A 17,049-nucleotide genomic window follows, 5' to 3' on the forward strand; every position below is an offset into this window, starting at 1 on the left:
CCTGCGGGTATCCATCCACCAGCCTGCGCAGGCGACTGTCGGGATCCGGTTCAGGAATCCTTCAGAACCCGCAAAGATGGGCGAACATGCTGGTCAGAGCGGGAAAAGAGGTCTCCGGGACGTGCCGGGCGGATGGCCGGGACGGCCGAGCGCGGTAACGGGCTCAGGCATCGCCCGTCCGCGTAGCGCCGGACTCGCTCTCTGCTCCGCGTTCGCGTCTGCGGCGGGACGCTGACAGCGACAGCGCCACGGTCAGGCCGCCTCCCGGCGAGTCCAGCAGCTCGGCGGTGCCACCGTTGGCGGTGACCAGCCGATGGACGATGGCCAGGCCCAGACCGGTGCCACTCGCCTCGGGGTTGCCGAATCTGCGGAACGCGCTGTCCTTCGCGGCCTGGGACATTCCGGGGCCGTTGTCGACGATCCGCAGCTGAACCGTTCCGCCCTGCCGCCTGCCCCTGATCAGCACGCGGCCGTCTTCCTGGACCGCGTCGAGGGCGTTGGCGATCAGGTTGTCGAGCACCTGCTCCAGGTCGCCCTCGCCGAGGAAGGCGGTGAGCCCGGGGCGGCAGTCAGCGGTGAGCCTGACGTGTCCCGCGTTCGCGACGGGCTCCCAGGCGGCGGCCCTTTCGGCCACGACGTGGTCCACCCGGACCGGCACCGGCCGGGGCACCACGTTCTCGGCGCGGGCCACCGCGAGCAAGCCGTCCACCAGCCGGGACAGGCGGGCGATCTCGTCCTGCGCGTCGGCCAGTTCCTCCGCGGTCTCCCCTTCGGCGTCGACGGCGAGCAGGTCGAGCCGCAGCCGGAGCGCCGCGAGCGGGGTGCGCAGCTGGTGCGAGACATCGGCGACCACGGCACGGTGCCCGTGCACCAGGGCCTCGGTGCGCCCGGCCATCGTGTTGAACGTCGCCGCGAGGCGGCGCACCTCCGGTGGTCCCGCCCCGGCCGGCGCCCGTGCTTCCAGCGCCCCTGCGCCCAGCCGCTGCGCCGCCTCGTCCAGCGTTCTGAGCGGACGACCGACCCAGCGGGCCAGCAGCATCGACATCAGCACGGCGGCGCCGAGGCCGCCGACGCCGATCAACGCGAGCCAGCCCCACATCACCAGGATCCGGTCGTGCAGCGGATCGGCGGACCGGCTCAGGACCGCGACCCCGACGGGGTCCGTGGCGTCCCCGATCGGTACGGCGGTGGTCAGCCACTGATCGTCCTGGCGCACCCGGGCGCCGGGGTGGGCGAGCACGGAGGAGACCAATCGCGCGGAGTCGTCCCCGGCCACATCGGTACACGGAGTCGACAGCAGCACATGGCCCGTCCTGTCGTAGACGGTCGCGCAGTCACCTCTCTCGTGGGCCTCCGCGACAAGGCTTCGGGCCGGTGCGTCCGGCTTGTGGTCGGAGAGGTACTCCTCGGCCGCGGAGGCGAGCGACCTCACCTTCGCGGCCGCCTCGTCCCGGAACGAGGTCTCCTCGCGCTGCGTCATGAGCAGCCCGAGCGGCACCACCGCCAGCACCAGGACGGCGGTGATCAGGGCGAGGACGCTGAGGGCGATGCGGCGGGTCATGGCGCGTCAGCCGCCTTCACCGAGGCGGAAGCCGCGCCCGTAGACCGTTTCGACCAGTCCGGGCACACCCAGCTTGCGCCGCAGCGCGGCCATATGGACGTCCAGCACCTTCGTGGGCCCGTACCAGTGGGCGTCCCAGGCGCGTTCCAGGATCTCCTGGCGCGTCACGACCCGGCCGGGATCGGCGGCCAGGCACTCGAGGATGTCGAACTCCTTCGGAGTCAGCGCGATTTCCCGTCCCCGGACCGTCACCTTGCGGGTGCGCGGGTCCACGACGAGCGGGCCGTGGCTCAGAAGTTCAGGCCCGGACGGGCGGATGCGGCGCAGCACGGCCCTGATCCGCGCCAGCAGCTCAGCAAGCCCGAAGGGCTTGACCAGGTAGTCGTCGGCGCCTTCGTCGAGGGCGGCGACCCGGTCGCCCTCCTCGCCGCGTGCGGTCACCACGATGATCGCCAGGTCCGACTGGCGGCGCAGCTTGCGGCAGACATCGATACCGTCCATGTCCGGCAGGCCGAGGTCGAGCAGGACGACGTCCGGCGCCGGGACGCGGGTGAGCGCACCGCGTCCGGTGTCGACGCTGGTCGCCCGGTACCCCGCTCGGTCCAGTCCGCGCACCAGTGAACCGGCGAGCCCCGGGTCGTCCTCGACGACCAGCACAGTCAGCGCGTCGGGATCGTCCCCTCGACCGTTTTTCTGTTCCACGGCACCCAGCGTAGGACGACGGGGACGGCTCTCCGGTCGGCGGCGGAGGGGGAGGCACGCACGGCAGCCGCTGCCGCGTTCGCCCGGCTTTGCCACATCTGAAACTTTCCTGAACGGCCTTCCGACGCGACGCGACGCACGCTGATGACATGGCGTCCGCGAGCCGACCTGGTCGCCTCGCGGCACCGCGTTCGCCCGAAGGAGGACTTGCCCATGCCCGACCCCATAGAAGACGCCGACCCGGTACGGCGGCGCGAACGCGGCCTTCGACGGGTGGGCACCGCGACCCGCCGGACCGCCGGTGCCGCGACGGCCGCAGCCCTTCTGCTCGGAGCGGGCTACGCCTACATGCTGCCGGGCGTCTCCGGACCGTCTTCCGACACAGCCGGGCACCCCGCCCCCAATCGCCCGCATGCCCCGGTCAACGCTCCGGCCTCCACCACTCAGCCGGCACAGACAACGACCGGAGCGTCGTGATCCTTGATCCGGCGGACGGGGGCGGGTGGGCAGCGCGGCCTCGTAGGGCGTCGGCTCCCAGTCCCGCGAGCAGGCTCCGCCTCAGCCCGCTTCGGTCCCGTGCGGCTCGTGCGGCTCGTGCGGCTCGTGCGCGGGCAGCGTGCAGCGGGCAGCGCGCCCTCGCTCGCCCGATCCCCGAACCGATGACGGCACCTGTCCTCCTCGAAACCCCAGCAAGCGCCCTGACCTGCGACAACGCCCGCAACAGACGCACAACGGCCCCTCGGGGCACCAAGGGGCCGTTGGCCTGTCAACCGCCGCGTCGGCGGCAGGGACGAGCTACGAAGTGGGCACGGGGGCCGCACCTTCGCCTGCGGTCAGGGTCCTCCCTCCCTTCAAGAGCGTCCCCAGGGCGTAGGTCCCGGGGCCGAAGCAGGCGATCAGCAGGAACGCCCAGCAGAACATGACAGCCGGCTCGCCACCGTTGTCGATCGGGAACAGCGCGTGCGACTGATGCACGCTGAAGTACGCGTAGGCCATGGACCCGGAGCAGAGGAGGGCCGCCGTCCGCGTGAACAGGCCGAGTGCCACCAGGGTCCCGCCTGCCAGCTCGATGACTGCGGCCCACCATCCGGGCCACTGCAGGGCGGGGACCGTACCGCCACCGTGGGCGCCGCCCAGAACCCCGAACAGGGACGCGGCGCCGTGACAGGCGAAGAGGAAACCGGTCAACAGGCGGAAGACCGCCTGCACGACGGGCCGCATGCTGCGTAACGTCGGGGCTGGTGAGAAGTTCATGGGGGTTACTCCTCGGTCTCGGAAACCTGGCGGCGGCAGATTTCAGACATGAACATGTCATAGCCGGTCTAGCGCAGGACACAAGCTCGCACCAGTCGCCCAACGCTCTGCGTTTCCTCTGAGTCTGCGGCCCGGCCCCTGAGTTCTTCCGGAGCCCTCGGCGGCGGATCACCGTCGGCTTGCGCTCGTAGCGGCGGTGGAGACGCCGGCAGCCCCACAACCAGGACCCGGTTCGTTCCAGTAGCGCACCACGGAACGGTTCACCGACCGGGGGCATCCGTTCACCGACAAGGGCGGCCGCACGGGGCATCCGTCCCGCACCACAGCAGCGAGGACCGTCGGCCGACCGGACACTACGAATCGCAAAGCCACCGTCGCAGGTGACCTTCGCTGCCGCAAGGTCGATACTGCCAAGTGACGGGCGGGCGGCCACCTCCGCCTGGGGGCCGCCGGCTCCTGACGCCCCGTCACCGAAGTCGGCATTGAGTCGGCGACAGACCCGCCACAACCGCCTCGGACCGCAACGCACCGCAAGATCAAATACCGCTCCCACCGCCGGTGACCTGCGGAAACGCAGATCCTGAGCCCTAGTGTTAAGCTCGCGAGGAGACGCCCATGAAGATGTTGATCAATGTGCCGGAGACCGTGGTGGCGGACGCGCTGCGGGGGATGGCGGCCGCGTATCCCGACCTCACCGTGGACGTGGAGAACCGGGTGATCGTGCGCCGGGACGCTCCGGTGGCGGGGCAGGTCGCGCTGGTCTCCGGCGGCGGGTCGGGGCACGAGCCGCTGCACGGTGGGTTCGTGGGGCCCGGCATGCTGTCCGCCGCGTGCCCCGGAGAGGTGTTCACCTCCCCGGTGCCGGACCAGATGGCGCGTGCCGCGGCCGCCGTGGACAGCGGGGCCGGAGTGCTGTTCATCGTGAAGAACTACACCGGTGACGTGCTCAACTTCGACATGGCGGCCGAACTGGCCGAGGACGAGGGCATCCAGGTCGCCAAGGTGCTGGTGAACGACGACGTGGCGGTCACCGACAGCCTCTACACGGCGGGCCGGCGCGGCACCGGCGCGACCCTGTTCGTGGAGAAGATCGCCGGCGCGGCGGCGGCCGAGGGGCAGCCTCTGGAGCGGGTGGAGTCCATCGGTCGCCAGGTCAACGAGAACTCCCGCAGTTTCGGCGTGGCCCTCGGCGCCTGCACGACCCCGGCCAAGGGCAGCCCCACCTTCGACCTGCCCGACGGGGAACTGGAGTTGGGCGTCGGCATCCACGGCGAGCCGGGCCGGGAGCGGCGGCCGATGATGACCTCCGGGGAGATCGCCGACTTCGCGGTGAACGCGGTCCTGGAGGACATGCCGCCGCACAACCCCGTGCTGGTGCTGGTCAACGGCATGGGCGCCACGCCGCTGCTGGAGCTGTTCGGTTTCAACGCCGAGGTGCAGCGGGTGCTGCGCGAGCGCGGAGTGGCCGTGGCCCGCACGCTCGTCGGCAACTACGTCACCTCCCTGGACATGGCGGGTGCCTCGGTGACGCTCTGCCAGGTCGACGAGGAGTTGCTGCGGCTGTGGGACGCGCCGGTGAAGACCCCCGCGCTGCGCTGGGGGATGTGATACGGCGGACGAGGCGACCATCACCCGTACCGCGCCGGTCATCACCCCTCTCACACAAGGAGATCCAGTGCTCGACGCCGACTTCTTCCGCCGCTGGATGGCGGCGGCCGCCGCGTCCGTCCACCGCGAGGCGGAGCGGCTCACCGCCCTCGACTCGGCCATCGGGGACGCCGACCACGGCAGCAATCTGCAGCGCGGCTTCACGGCCGTGACGGCCGCCCTGGAGAAGGAGGCACCCGACACCCCGGGCGCGATCATGGTCCTCGCCGGGCGGCAGCTCATCTCGACGGTGGGCGGCGCGTCCGGGCCGCTGTACGGCACGCTGCTGCGCCGCACCGGCAAGGCCCTCGGCGACGCAGCCGAGGTCGGCGAGGACCAACTGGCCGAGGCGCTGCGCGCGGGAGTGGACGGGGTGATGGCGCTCGGCGGGGCGGCCCCTGGGGACAAGACCATGATCGATGCCCTGGTGCCGGCCGTGGACGCGCTCGGCGACGGCTTCGCCGCCGCACGGGCCGCCGCCGAGGAGGGTGCGGTGGCCACCACCCCGCTGCAGGCCCGCAAGGGCCGGGCGAGTTATCTCGGTGAGCGCAGCATCGGCCACCAGGATCCCGGGGCGACCTCGTCGGCGCTGCTGATCGCCGCGCTGGAAGAAGCGGCCGCGGCGGCGGAGGGCTGACGGTGAGCGACGAGAAGGTGGTCGGGATCGTGCTGGTGTCGCACAGCGCGGCGGTGGCCGCCTCGGTCGCCGAGCTGGCGAAGGGCCTGGCGGGCGGGGCCCCGGCCGTGCCGGTGGCCCCGGCTGGCGGCACCGAGGGCGGCGGGCTCGGCACCAGCGCCGAGCTGATCCGCGCCGCCGCGGCCTCGGTGGACCGCGGCTTCGGGGTCGCGGTGCTCACCGACCTCGGCAGTGCCGTACTCACCGTGAAGGCACTGATCGCCGAGGGCGACGAACTGCCGGACGGCACGCGGCTGGTGGACGCGCCGTTCGTCGAGGGGGCGGTGGCCGCCGTGGTCACCGCCGCCGCGGGGGCCGGCCTGGACGCGGTGGAGGCCGCGGCGGCGGAGGCGTACGGCTACCGCAAGGTGTGACACGGCCCGGGGCGCGGCCGGTCATCTGGTCACGGAGAACAGCCTGGCCAGCCGCTGCCCCGCGGCCACCGCGGCCGCGTGGTTCTCGATGGGGTCCACGCTGGAGTTCCTGAAGACGATGTAGGTGACACCGGAGGGCACTCCGCCGCGCCTCGGGTCGGCCCGGATGCCGAGGCCGCGGGCGGTCGCCCAGGAGGCCTCGCCGATGATGTCGCGCGGACCGGTGTCGCCGACCACGGCGTACTGCACACGGCCCCGGTAGACGACGGCGGCCACGGATCCGCCCTGCACGCCGTACTTGCGGGGGTTCCAGAGGTGGCTCGCGGCCGGGATCACGATGTAGGGCAGGGCCGCCGCGTTCAGATGGCGGCCGTCCGACTGCTGGAAGGCGGTCATGGCGGCGAACTGCGGGTCGGTGCGGCGATTGCAGCGGGCGGTGGACTGCCCGTCGCAGTCGATGTCCAGGTCGGCCTTCCAGTACACCGCGTGGCGCGTGGCACAGACGGGCACCGTCGCGCGGCGACCGGCGTCGGTTCGGTACCGGCCGCGGGAGATCTGGTGGCACTTGCCCAGGCCGGCCAGCAGGTGCGCGGCGGCCACGGCGCCCTCGCCGCGGGCCACGGGCTGCTCCCGGGGCGGGTCGGCGGCTGCCGGGACGGGCAGCGCGGCCGGGGCGAGCAGGGCGGCGCCGGCCGCAGCCAGCGTCAGCGACGGGACACGCACGATCAGGGACCCTCTCGTCGGGGACGGGGCTGACATCCAGCCCACTGTGGTGCGGGTCCGCGCCCCCGGCCGTCCCGACCGCTCCGAAGGGGCCGGATGGAGCACGCTTCTGACACCTCGTGAGGGACAACGGGTGCAGCAGCGGTACGAGGAAGAATGCGGAAACGGTGACAACAGGGGCCGGGGATCCGGCCCGAAACCGGTCCGGATCCCCAGGCCGCCCGCGTCGGCGCGGGTTCGGCGACGACAGCGTGTCCGCGCCACAGGCCTGAACTTCCCTGCTCTCTCGGGCAGTTCAGCCGTAGGGAGCCCCAGCATACGTAACTTCCCCGGATGGTCACCAACGCGGGCCACGCTGCGGTCACTCACCTGGCCGCTCGTCGGTCACCCGGGTGGCCCCCTTGCCGCGGCCGCGCCCACCGCGTCATATTGGTCCGGACCTTTGCGATGCCGCCGACCCCGGGGAGGCAGAGCCGTGCGACGCGTTCCCTGGCCGCTCGTCCTGGTCTGTGGAGGCCTGCTGCTGGGCGTGTCCTGCGACTGGAGCCAGGCCGACGAGAGCGACGAGGGCCGGGCACCCGGAGCTCCGACCGGGGTCACCGCGCAGGCGGGCAGCGCCACCAGCGTGCACGTGATGTGGAACGCGGTGCCGGACGAGCCGGGGATCCGCACCTACGAGGTATACCGCGGCACCACGAAGGTCGAGGACGTCCCCGGTTCACAGCACATGGTGGACGTCACCAGGCTCAAGCCGTCCACCGTGTATGCCTTCTCCGTGCGGGCCCGGGACACCGAGGGGCGGCTGGGACCGCCGAGCCGGGCGGTACGGGCGCGGACACCGGCCGCGGTGGCGGCGGACCACTCGGCGCCGACCCGGCCGTCGCATCCCGCCGGGCGGGCCGTCGGCAGCCGGGAGGTCCAGCTGTCGTGGGGCGCGTCGCGGGACGACCGCGGTGTGGTGTCGTACGACGTGTACCAGGGCGACGCGAAGATCCACAGCGTCGGCGGGAGCCAGACCGCCACGGTGGTCACCGGACTGCGCCCCGCCACCGGCTACGTCTTCACGGTGCGGGCCCGCGACGCCGCCGACAACCTCTCCCCCGCGAGCGCCCCGGTCCGCCTCACCACTCCGGGCACCGACGACGGCCGCAGCACCGCGCCCACCGGCTTCACCGCGTCGAGCCACCGGTCCGGCGGGGCGTACTACCTCGACCTCGCCTGGGACCCGCCGCGCGTGGACGGAGTGATCACCGAGTACCGGATCGGACTCGACGGCAGCGCGGCCACCTCGCTGGTGTGGGGCGGCACTCCCCCGCGCGGGCGGGCGAGCTACAGCTTCTACGTCGGCCGGACCGCGGGCGAGGAACACCGGGTGCGGCTGCGGGCGCGACTGCCGGACGGCACCTGGGGCGGCTGGTCGGCGGAGCGGACGGTGACGACGGGCATGTCCTGACGCCGGCCACGACCGCTCTCCGCCGCACGGAGGAAACCGTCACCTGATCGGCTGCCTCCCGGGTGCGGGCGCACCGGAGGCCACGTTGGCTGCTGCCAGACAGCACGGACGTTTTCCGACCCCCGGCGGCGCATGGGACGTACCGCCGACCGTGCCGCCGGAGGCCAGCCCATGCACACCTCGCGACTCCTCGTCCGTTCCGGTCTGGCCCTGGGGGCCGCCGCGACCCTCCCCACCGCCCTCGCCGGACCGTCCGCCGCGGCCTCGGGCGTCTCCGTCAGCACCAGCGGGTCCACCGTCTCGGTGGTCACCAGCGCGTGCTCCGAGATCAACGGCAGCTGGGGCAACGCGGCCCTGCTCACCAGCAATCAGGCGAACTTCGCCCAGGGCCGGCAGTCGGCCCTGTCGGGCACGTCCGTCAGCCAGTCCGCGGCCTGGCGGGGAGTGAGCCCGGGGACGTACACCGTGGTCGTGGTCTGCTCCAGCGGCAGCACGGCGGGCACCCAGTCGGTGGCCGTCTCGTCCGGTTCGGGACCGACGACCTCGTCGACGGCCTCCTCGCCGGCCTCGTCGACGGCGTCCTCGGCAGCCGCCGCGTCGACGGCCTCGCCGGCGCCCTCCCGGGGTGTGCTGGGCGGCCTTGGCGGAGCGGCCCGGGACTACGGCCCGCTGACGCTCGGCGTGGGCGCGGCCCTGGTGGGCACCGGGGCCATCGCCACGGGCTGGTATCTGCGCCGCCGCTCGAAGCCGTACCGACTCTGAGCGGCCGCACCGGCTCTGAGCGAACACACCGGCTCGGAGCGGCCGCACCGGTTCCGAGGGCGGGTCAGTCGGCGTCGGGCAGGTCGGCGAACTCCGTCAGGGCGTGGCCGAGCCACTGGGTCCAGAAGGTCTCCAGGTCGATGCCGGCCCGCAGCACGAGGTGGCGCAGCCGGTCCTCGGGGGCGTCCCGGCCCGGCGGGAAGTCGCGCTCCTCGATCTCCCGGTACTCGGCCAACTGCCGCTCATGCAGCTCCAGATGGCGGCGCAGATCCGCCTCCAGGCCCGCCCTGCCGACCACCGCCGCGGCCCGCAGCCGCAGCAGGAGCACGTCCCGCTGGGGCTTGGGGTCCTGTGCGGCGGCGGTCCAGCGGGCCAGTTCGGCGCGGCCCGCGGGCAGGACCTCGTAGCTCTTCTTCTGCCCGCGGGCGGGCTGCTCGGCCGGCAGCGCGCGGATGAGTCCCTCGGCCTCCAGCTTCCCCAGCTCGCGATAGATCTGCTGGTGCGTCGCGGACCAGAAGTAGCCGATCGACTTGTCGAACCGGCGGGTCAGCTCCAGTCCCGACGACGGCTTTTCCAGCAGGGCGGTGAGGATCGCGTGCGGGAGTGACATGGGCTCATCCTAGGGAGGTGCGCCAGGCGCCCTACAGGGCCGCCGCCAGCTCCGTGCCCTGCTTGACGGCCCGCTTGGCGTCCAGCTCGGCCGCGACGTCCGCGCCGCCGATCAGATGGACGCTGCGCCCGGCGGCGGCCAGCTCCTCGTACAGGTCGCGGCGCGGCTCCTGCCCGGTGCACAGGACGACCGTGTCGACCTCCAGGACCGTGCTCTCCTCGCCGACGGTGATGTGCAGGCCGGCGTCGTCGATCCGGTCGTAGCGCACGCCGGGGACCATGGTCACGCCGCGGTGCTTGAGCTCGGTGCGGTGGATCCAGCCGGTGGTCTTGCCGAGGCCGGCGCCGACCTTGGTGGGCTTGCGCTGCAGCAGGTGGACCTGGCGCGGCGGGGCGGGCCGCGCGGGCACGGCGAGACCGCCCGGCACCCGGTAGGCCATGTCGACGCCCCAGCTCCGGAAGTACGTCTCCGGGTCCTCGCTCGCCTTGTCGCCGCCGTCCGTCAGGTACTCGGCGACGTCGAATCCGATGCCGCCGGCACCGAGGATCGCGACCCGGTCACCGACGGGCGCCCCGTCGCGCAGCACGTCCAGATAGCCCACGACGCGGGGGTGGTCCACGCCGGGGATGTCGGGGGTGCGCGGGGTGACACCGGTGGCGACGACGACCTCGTCGTAGCCGGCCACGGTCTCGGCGGTGACCCAGGTGTCGAGGCGTACGTCGACGCCGTGCGCGTCGAGCTGGTGGCGGAAGTAGCGCAGGGTCTCGTCGAACTCCTGCTTGCCGGGGACCTTGCGGGCGACGTTGAGCTGGCCGCCGATCTCGCTCGCGGCGTCGAAGAGCGTGACCTCGTGGCCGCGTTCGGCGGCGCTCACCGCGCAGGCCAGACCCGCCGGTCCGGCGCCGACGACGGCGACGCGCTTCTTCAGTCGGGTCGGGGAGAGCACCAGCTCGGTCTCGTGGCAGGCGCGCGGGTTGACCAGACAGGAGGTGATCTTCCCGCTGAAGGTGTGGTCGAGGCAGGCCTGGTTGCAGCCGATGCAGGTGTTGATGGCCTCCGGCGTGCCGGCGGCCGCCTTGGCGACGAAGTCGGGGTCGGCGAGCATCGGGCGGGCCATCGAGACCATGTCCGCGAAGCCGCCGGCCAGCAACTCCTCGGCGAGTTCGGGGGTGTTGATGCGGTTGGTGGTCACCAGCGGCACCGAGACCTGACCCATGAGCTTCTTGGTGACCCAGGTGTAGGCGCCGCGCGGGACGGAGGTGGCGATGGTCGGGATGCGGGCCTCGTGCCAGCCGATGCCGGTGTTGATGATCGTGGCCCCGGCGGCCTCGACCGCCTTGCCGAGGGTGATCACCTCGTCCAGGGAGGAGCCCCCCGGGACCAGGTCCAGCATGGACAGCCGGTAGACGACGATGAAGTCCTCGCCGACGGCCTCGCGCACCCGCTTGACGATCTCGACCGGGAAACGCATCCGGTTCTCGTACGACCCGCCCCAGCGGTCGGTGCGCTGGTTGGTCTGCGCGGCGGTGAACTCGTTGATGAGGTAGCCCTCGGAGCCCATGATCTCCACGCCGTCGTAGCCGGCCTGCCGGGCGAGGCGGGCAGCGCGGGCGTAGTCGTCGATGGTCCGCTCGACGTCGGCGTCGGTCAGTTCGCGGGGCACGAAGGGGCTGATGGGGGCCTGCAGCGCGCTGGGCGCGACGAGGTCACGGTGGTAGGCGTACCTCCCGAAGTGCAGGATCTGCATGGCGATCCGGCCGCCCTCGCGGTGCACGGCCTCGGTGACGACCTTGTGCCGCTCGGCCTCCTCGTCGGTGGTGAGCCTGGCGCCGCCCTCGTACGGCCGGCCCTCGTCGTTGGGGGCGATGCCGCCGGTGACGATGAGGCCGACTCCACCGCGGGCGCGGGCCGCGTAGAACGCAGCCATCCGCTCGAAGCCGCGCTCGGCCTCCTCCAGGCCGACGTGCATGGAGCCCATGAGCACGCGGTTGGGCAGCGTGGTGAAGCCCAGGTCGAGCGGGGTCATCAGATGCGGGTAACGGCTCATCGGGGCCCTCCGTGCGCGGTGTCGTCGCCTCCTGTTGTAGAGGAGGCCCGCCCCATTATGCAACTAGTTGCACAACCACCTTGGAGTGACACCAGCCACTCTGTAACTACTAGTATGTACAGTCGACGCGGACCCACTCCGAAAGGACCTCTCACCATGCCCTTCGTCCGGATCGACACCCTCGGCACCGACCCCGGCCGGCTCGACGCGCTCGGCCAGGCCGTCCAGGACGCCCTGGTGGAGACGCTCGGCGTCCCGCCTGAGGACCGCTTCCAGGTGCTGACCGGTCACGACGGCACCACCGGCACCCTGCGGTACGGCGACCATCTCGGCCTGCGCAAGGACGACTCGGTGGTGTTCGTGGCGATCACCATGCGCGCGGGACGCACCCCGGAGCTGAAGCGCGCGCTGTACCGACGGATCGCCGGGTTGGTGCACGAGCGCACCGGCACCGAGCCGCGCAACGTCGTCGTCACCGTCACCGAGAACACGCTCGTCGACTGGTCCTTCGGCGACGGCGAGGCGCAGTACGCCCCGGCCGGCGCGGAGCCGGCCGGGGCGCTGCCGTAGTGCGGGAGAGGGTCAGCGGCTCTGCAGCCGCAGATGGAGGTCCCTCTCCTGGTCTCCGGAGGCCGTGCAGGTCTCCTCGACGGTGAACATCGCGTCCAGGGTGTGCCGGAACCGGTCCACGGCCCAGTAGCCGCCCTGGACGTCCGCCTGGACGGACGCGGCGAGGTGGACCGGCGGGCAGCCCGTCCCCCGGGGGTCCGCCACGTCGTACGTGCCGAGCCACACCATCGGCCGGACCTCGTGGAGCTGCTGCGGGATCTCGTCCGCGCCCCGGTCGGACGCGAAGCAGGAGCTCAGCGCGTCGAAGACGAGGCGGGCGTCCTCCTTGGTACCGCTGATCTCCACCGTGACGGTTTCCGGATGCGACCGCTCCGTGTGTGCCATTGATCGCCCCTTTCGTGGCCGTGCTGCGGTGGAAGGGGGTACCCCGCCGAACCGCGTCCACCCCCAGGAAAGCACCACCCGTCGGCCGGCACACCTCAGCCGCGGGAGAACTTGTACGTCTTGCTGTCGGTCAGGATGCAGATGCCGGGCGACATCACGATCACGCGCAGGGTGCCGGTGCGGCGGTCGTAGTCGATGCCCTCCACCTCGAAGGTGCCGGAGCAGGAGCTGCGCAGGGGCAGCTGGCGCAGGGCGGTGACATGGCCGGTGACGTCTCCGGAGCCGGTCGGCGGGGCCGACAGGTCGATCTGGAGCAGCGGCTTGGTCATGCCGAAGAGGCTGCCGTCCGGGTCGTCGGAGGAGCACAGCAGGGTGGTGGGGCCGGAGAAGTCGCAGCCCTGGACGTCGCGGACGGGGTGGTCCAGGTTGACGTCGGCGACCCGCGGCAGGTCGGCCGAGGGCGAGGTGGACGGGTTGACGCCCGGGGTGGGGAAGACCAGCAGGCGGTTCATCGTGCCCCACTCGCCCGAGAGCATCCACTGGCCGTCGGGTGAGATCGCGTCCCAGGAGTTGTTCAGGGCCTCGCCGGGGCTCAGCGTGTGCACGTACTCCGACCAGGTGCCGTCGGGCGCCTGGACGCGGTACATCTTCGAGTTGCCGGAGTCCTGCTGATAGGGCTCGATGTAGTAGCCGTTGTAGGAGGCGTCGGGGTCGCCGACGTGGTTCCAGCCGCGACTGGAGACGCTGATGGGAATGGTGCCGATACCGGTGTACCGGTTGGGGCTGTTCGCCGGGACCTCGACGGAGGTGAGCCCCTGGCTCTCGTCCAGCGGACGGGCGCGGTCGGACCCCGTCTCGGTCCAGGTGTCGGCCGCGGAGGCGGGCGCCGGTGCGGCGAGGGACACGACGGCGGCGGTGGCGAGGGTGATGAGTCCGGCGAGAACAGGGTGACAACGTTGCCGGGCGGACGCGGGCATGGCCGACTCCTCGGGCGGGGGGTGGGGACACTCGAACGGCGGACAGTCTGGCGTGGCGAGAAAGTCATGTACAGACCAAAACAGCAACATGAGCGTGAACTCTCCCGGTCCGCCGATGAGGAGTGCAGGATGTCCGGGAAAGGAGTCAGGCCCCGGCGTGGGACGGCTTCGGCGGACGTGCACCGCTGTGGTGAGAGATGGTGGAGGTGACCGGCGAAGGCGTCGGAGAGTCGAGTGTGAGAGCGGTGGACCAAGGGGAGTCGGCACGGGGGACGGTGTGCCGTGCGGACGGGCGAAGGCGGTGCGTGGCATGAGTCCAGCCGAGGCTCCGGTGACGGACGGCGGCGAGCCCGTCCGTGGGCCGGTGCGGCCCGGTGGGCTGCTCGACGTGCTGGGCGTGGCGTCGGTGGTGCTGGACACCACCGGCCGGATCGTGCTGTGGAGCCCGCAGGCGGAGGAGCTGTTCGGATACAGCGCGCGGGAGGCGCTCGGCCAGTACGCCGCCCGGCTCATGGTCCACGAGCGGCACTTCGAGCTGGTCGGCAAGCTCTTCGCCGATGTGATGCGCACCGGGCAGAGCTGGGCGGGCGGCTTCCCGGTCCGGCACAAGGACGGCAGCACCCGTGTGGTGGAGTTCCGCAACATGCGGCTCCTGGACGACCGCGGTGACGTGTACGCGCTCGGTCTCGCCGCCGACCAGTCGACCGTACGGCGGCTGGAGCAGGACGTGGCGCTGTCCGAGCGCATGGTGAAGCAGTCGCCGATCGGATACGCCGTGCTGGACACCCGCCTGCGGTTCGTCTCGGTCAACCCGGCCCTGGAGAAGATCAACGGTGTGCCGGCCGCCCAGCACCTGGGCCGGACGCTGCGCGAAGTCCTTCCCCTGCTGGACTCCGAGGGCATGCTGGCCGACGCCCGGCGGGTGCTGGACACCGGCGTACCGGTGATCGACAACACCATCGTCGGCCGGACCCCCGCCGACCCGGACGCGGACCACACCTGGGCGCACTCGCTGTACCGGCTCGAGGACGCCATGGGCAATGTGCTCGGTGTGGCGGTGACGGTGGTCGACATCACCGAGCAGCACCGGGCCTCCCTGGAGGCGGAGGCCGCCCGGCGCCGGCTCGCGGTCATCGCCGACGCCTCCGCCCGGATCGGTACGACGCTCGAACTGGACCGCACCGCCTGCGAGCTGGCCGAGGTCGCCGTGCCGGAACTCGCCGACGTGGCCGCGGTCGATCTGCTGGACGCGGTGGTCGAGGGCCGGCCCAGCACACTGGGCCCGTCGGAGTGCGCGCTGATCCGGGCCCTCGCGGTGCGCCCGGCGGACGGCTCGGACGCCGTGCGGGCCGCCGATCCCCCCGGCCGGGTCGCCCGGTACGAACCCGACCGTCTGGTCACCGAGTGCGTGCGCACGGGCGAGGCGGTCCTGGTGCCGCGGGTGAAGGACGAGGACCTGCCGCGCATCGCCCGCTGCCCCGAGGCGGCCGAACTGCTGGGCCGGGCCGGGCTGCACTCGTATCTCGCGGTGCCGCTGATCGCGCGCGGCGAGGTGCTCGGCGCCCTGGACCTCAAGCGCACGCGCAATCCTGCGCCCTTCGACGAGGACGACGTGCTCCTCGCCCGGGAACTGGCCGCCCGCGCGGCCGTGCAGATCGACAACGCGCGCTGGTACCAGAACGCCCGCAACACCGCCCTGACCCTGCAGCGCAGCCTGCTGCCCGGTCACCCGCCGGTCATGACCGGCCTGGAGGTGGCCTCCCGCTATCAGCCGGCCGGGGCCACCAGCGAGGTGGGCGGCGACTGGTTCGACGTCATCCCGCTGGGCGGCGGCAAGACCGCGCTCGTGGTGGGCGATGTGATGGGCAGCGGCATCAGCGCCGCCGCGACCATGGGCCGGCTGCGCACGGCGACCACCACCCTGGCAGCCCTCGACCTCGATCCGGCGATGCTGCTGCAGCACCTGGACAAGACGACCTCGGCCCTGGACCACTCCATCGCGACCTGCGTGTACGCCGTGCACGATCCGCACCAGCGGCAGTGCCGGATCGCCAACGCCGGCCATCTGCCGCCGGCGCATCTGCGCCCGGGCCGGCCACCGGTCCTGCTCGACCTGCCGACCGGCGTGCCGCTGGGGGTGGGCGGCGTCGAGTTCTCCACCGTCACCGTCGACTTCGAGCCCGGCGACGAGCTGGTGTTCTACACCGACGGGCTGGTGGAGACCCGCTCCCACTCACTGGACGAACGCCTGGACTTCCTGCTGTCCCTGCTCGACGACCCCGCCCGCCCGTTGGAGGAGACCTGCGACCTCCTCCTGTGGACCCTGCACCACCCGGACAACCACGACGACGTCGCGCTGCTCATCGCCCGGGCGCGGGAACTGCCGTAGACGCGACCCGGCTCAGGGACGCACACCGATCACCACGTGCGCGGCGAGCTCCGCCGACTCCGCCAGAGTGGTCGTCAGACCCCCGTCGGCGAAGGCCCGTACGGCCTCCGGTGCCTGGCGTGCGCTGGTCTCGGTCAGCAGGCAGCCGCCCGGTGCCAGCCACTCGGGCGCCCCCGCGGCCACCCGGCGCAGCACGTCCAGGCCGTCCGCGCCGCCGTCCAGGGCTACGCGCGGCTCGTGGTCGCGGGCCTCCGCGGGCAGCAGGGGCAGTTCGGCGGTGGGGACGTAGGGCACGTTGGCGGTGAGGATGCCGACGCGGCCCCGCAGGGCGGCGGGCAGCGCGTCGTACAGGTCGCCCTCGTGGGCCCGGCCGCCGAACGCGGCGAGATTGCGGCGGGCACACCGGACGGCGGCCGGGTCGATGTCGGCGGCGTGCACCTCGACGCCGTCCAACGCCGCGGCGAGGGCCGCGCCCAGTGCGCCGGTGCCGCAGCACAGGTCCACGACCACGGTCGCGTGCGGCACCCGGGCCAGCGCCTGGTCGACCAGGAACTCGGTACGTCGGCGGGGGACGAACACCCCCGGTTCCACCACGACGCGCAGTCCGTGGAACCGGGCCCAGCCGAGGACCTGTTCGAGCGGGAGCCCGGCGACGCGCCGGTCCACCATCGAGGACACTTCCGCCTCGGTGCGGGCGGTGGCGAGGATCAACTCCGCCTCGTCCTCGGCGAAGACGCACCCGGCGGCGCGCAGCGCGGAGACGACGGCTGAAGGGACGGAAGAAGCAGGCATGGAGGCCGAAAGCCTTTCGGAGCGCGGGACTTGAGGGCGCTCCGCGGTCACCGCTGCCGGTGCACCGCGCCGTCCTGGGGAGGGAGCACCCCGGCTGACACAGCGGTGATGGGTCCCACCTCCTCGGC

Annotated in this window: 17 protein-coding genes; 8 read left to right on the forward strand and 9 right to left on the reverse strand. The window is 72.5% G+C overall.

Translation table 11 applies throughout. The annotated features are described in order from the left end of the window. Positions 1-163 precede the first annotated feature (163 nt). The gene (locus AB0L59_RS19050; protein WP_365584787.1) at positions 164-1,561 is read right to left on the reverse strand and encodes a HAMP domain-containing sensor histidine kinase; all 1,398 of its coding nucleotides are present in this window, start codon (positions 1,559-1,561) and stop codon (positions 164-166) included. 6 nt (positions 1,562-1,567) lie between these two features. Then, a complete protein-coding gene (locus tag AB0L59_RS19055; RefSeq protein ID WP_365584790.1) occupies positions 1,568-2,263 on the reverse strand; it encodes a response regulator transcription factor in 696 nt (231 codons plus the stop codon). 213 nt (positions 2,264-2,476) lie between these two features. Here AB0L59_RS19055 and AB0L59_RS19060 point away from each other — a divergent pair, with 213 nt between their 5' ends. Next, entirely contained in the window at positions 2,477-2,740 is a 264-nt protein-coding gene (locus AB0L59_RS19060) for a hypothetical protein (RefSeq protein WP_365584792.1), read from the forward strand. A 318-nt stretch (positions 2,741-3,058) separates the two neighbouring features. On the opposite strand, the gene AB0L59_RS19065 is transcribed toward AB0L59_RS19060, so the two are convergent. Further along, positions 3,059-3,517 carry a DoxX family protein gene (locus AB0L59_RS19065; RefSeq protein WP_365584794.1) on the reverse strand — a complete coding sequence of 153 codons (459 nt, stop codon included), beginning with the start codon at positions 3,515-3,517 and terminating at the stop codon, positions 3,059-3,061. Positions 3,518-4,132: 615 nt separating this feature from the next. On the opposite strand from AB0L59_RS19065, the gene dhaK reads away from it, so the two are divergent. From dhaK to AB0L59_RS19080, 3 genes are all read left to right on the forward strand, one after another. Next, the gene (gene dhaK / locus AB0L59_RS19070; protein WP_365584796.1) at positions 4,133-5,125 is read left to right on the forward strand and encodes a dihydroxyacetone kinase subunit DhaK; all 993 of its coding nucleotides are present in this window, start codon (positions 4,133-4,135) and stop codon (positions 5,123-5,125) included. Positions 5,126-5,192: 67 nt separating this feature from the next. Next, positions 5,193-5,801, forward strand: a complete 609-nt coding sequence (gene dhaL / locus AB0L59_RS19075) for a dihydroxyacetone kinase subunit DhaL (RefSeq protein WP_365584799.1) — start codon at positions 5,193-5,195, stop codon at positions 5,799-5,801. A 2-nt stretch (positions 5,802-5,803) separates the two neighbouring features. Continuing rightward, on the forward strand, positions 5,804-6,214 hold the full coding sequence (locus AB0L59_RS19080) for a PTS fructose transporter subunit IIA (protein WP_365584801.1): 411 nt from the start codon (positions 5,804-5,806) through the stop codon (positions 6,212-6,214). Positions 6,215-6,235: 21 nt separating this feature from the next. Here AB0L59_RS19080 and AB0L59_RS19085 read toward each other — a convergent pair whose 3' ends face one another. Next, a complete protein-coding gene (locus tag AB0L59_RS19085; protein WP_365585068.1) occupies positions 6,236-6,937 on the reverse strand; it encodes a glycoside hydrolase family 75 protein in 702 nt (233 codons plus the stop codon). Positions 6,938-7,412: 475 nt separating this feature from the next. Between AB0L59_RS19085 and AB0L59_RS19090 the strand changes: the two genes are divergently transcribed. Continuing rightward, positions 7,413-8,390: a fibronectin type III domain-containing protein gene (locus AB0L59_RS19090; RefSeq protein WP_365584804.1), complete on the forward strand. Its 978-nt coding sequence runs from the start codon at positions 7,413-7,415 to the stop codon at positions 8,388-8,390. Between the two features lie 171 nt (positions 8,391-8,561). Then, the gene (locus AB0L59_RS19095; protein ID WP_365584806.1) at positions 8,562-9,152 is read left to right on the forward strand and encodes a hypothetical protein; all 591 of its coding nucleotides are present in this window, start codon (positions 8,562-8,564) and stop codon (positions 9,150-9,152) included. Between the two features lie 64 nt (positions 9,153-9,216). Here the strand turns inward: AB0L59_RS19095 and AB0L59_RS19100 are convergent, their stop codons facing one another. Continuing rightward, a complete protein-coding gene (locus AB0L59_RS19100) occupies positions 9,217-9,762 on the reverse strand; it encodes a PadR family transcriptional regulator (RefSeq protein ID WP_365584807.1) in 546 nt (181 codons plus the stop codon). 31 nt (positions 9,763-9,793) lie between these two features. Then, on the reverse strand, positions 9,794-11,809 hold the full coding sequence (locus AB0L59_RS19105) for an NADPH-dependent 2,4-dienoyl-CoA reductase (RefSeq protein WP_365584809.1): 2,016 nt from the start codon (positions 11,807-11,809) through the stop codon (positions 9,794-9,796). Between the two features lie 156 nt (positions 11,810-11,965). Between AB0L59_RS19105 and AB0L59_RS19110 the strand changes: the two genes are divergently transcribed. Beyond that, on the forward strand, positions 11,966-12,379 hold the full coding sequence (locus AB0L59_RS19110; protein WP_365584812.1) for a tautomerase family protein: 414 nt from the start codon (positions 11,966-11,968) through the stop codon (positions 12,377-12,379). 12 nt (positions 12,380-12,391) lie between these two features. Here AB0L59_RS19110 and AB0L59_RS19115 read toward each other — a convergent pair whose 3' ends face one another. Continuing rightward, on the reverse strand, positions 12,392-12,763 hold the full coding sequence (locus AB0L59_RS19115) for a hypothetical protein (protein WP_365584813.1): 372 nt from the start codon (positions 12,761-12,763) through the stop codon (positions 12,392-12,394). Between the two features lie 95 nt (positions 12,764-12,858). Beyond that, a complete protein-coding gene (locus tag AB0L59_RS19120; RefSeq protein ID WP_365584816.1) occupies positions 12,859-13,740 on the reverse strand; it encodes a hypothetical protein in 882 nt (293 codons plus the stop codon). 310 nt (positions 13,741-14,050) lie between these two features. On the opposite strand from AB0L59_RS19120, the gene AB0L59_RS19125 reads away from it, so the two are divergent. Continuing rightward, on the forward strand, positions 14,051-16,129 hold the full coding sequence (locus AB0L59_RS19125; RefSeq protein WP_365584819.1) for a SpoIIE family protein phosphatase: 2,079 nt from the start codon (positions 14,051-14,053) through the stop codon (positions 16,127-16,129). 12 nt (positions 16,130-16,141) lie between these two features. Here AB0L59_RS19125 and AB0L59_RS19130 read toward each other — a convergent pair whose 3' ends face one another. Further along, positions 16,142-16,921, reverse strand: coding sequence for a putative protein N(5)-glutamine methyltransferase (locus AB0L59_RS19130; RefSeq protein ID WP_365584821.1), 780 nt, complete (start codon positions 16,919-16,921; stop codon positions 16,142-16,144). Positions 16,922-17,049: the final 128 nt, after the last annotated feature.

Source organism: Streptomyces sp. NPDC052109 (assembly GCF_040680195.1).
In the GTDB taxonomy this organism is placed as follows: Bacteria; Actinomycetota; Actinomycetes; order Streptomycetales; family Streptomycetaceae; genus Streptomyces.

What these genes read in the sequence shown, in the direction of transcription:
- AB0L59_RS19050 (WP_365584787.1), bottom strand. Translation starts at nt 1,561, where the DNA reads ATGACCCGCCGCATCGCCCTCAGCGTCCTCGCCCTGATCACCGCCGTC.
- AB0L59_RS19060 (WP_365584792.1), top strand. Translation starts at nt 2,477, where the DNA reads ATGCCCGACCCCATAGAAGACGCCGACCCGGTACGGCGGCGCGAACGC.
- AB0L59_RS19065 (WP_365584794.1), bottom strand. Translation starts at nt 3,517, where the DNA reads ATGAACTTCTCACCAGCCCCGACGTTACGCAGCATGCGGCCCGTCGTG.
- dhaK (WP_365584796.1), top strand. Translation starts at nt 4,133, where the DNA reads ATGAAGATGTTGATCAATGTGCCGGAGACCGTGGTGGCGGACGCGCTG.
- AB0L59_RS19095 (WP_365584806.1), top strand. Translation starts at nt 8,562, where the DNA reads ATGCACACCTCGCGACTCCTCGTCCGTTCCGGTCTGGCCCTGGGGGCC.
- AB0L59_RS19100 (WP_365584807.1), bottom strand. Translation starts at nt 9,762, where the DNA reads ATGTCACTCCCGCACGCGATCCTCACCGCCCTGCTGGAAAAGCCGTCG.
- AB0L59_RS19105 (WP_365584809.1), bottom strand. Translation starts at nt 11,809, where the DNA reads ATGAGCCGTTACCCGCATCTGATGACCCCGCTCGACCTGGGCTTCACC.
- AB0L59_RS19110 (WP_365584812.1), top strand. Translation starts at nt 11,966, where the DNA reads ATGCCCTTCGTCCGGATCGACACCCTCGGCACCGACCCCGGCCGGCTC.
- AB0L59_RS19115 (WP_365584813.1), bottom strand. Translation starts at nt 12,763, where the DNA reads ATGGCACACACGGAGCGGTCGCATCCGGAAACCGTCACGGTGGAGATC.
- AB0L59_RS19120 (WP_365584816.1), bottom strand. Translation starts at nt 13,740, where the DNA reads ATGCCCGCGTCCGCCCGGCAACGTTGTCACCCTGTTCTCGCCGGACTC.
- AB0L59_RS19125 (WP_365584819.1), top strand. Translation starts at nt 14,051, where the DNA reads ATGAGTCCAGCCGAGGCTCCGGTGACGGACGGCGGCGAGCCCGTCCGT.
- AB0L59_RS19130 (WP_365584821.1), bottom strand. Translation starts at nt 16,921, where the DNA reads ATGCCTGCTTCTTCCGTCCCTTCAGCCGTCGTCTCCGCGCTGCGCGCC.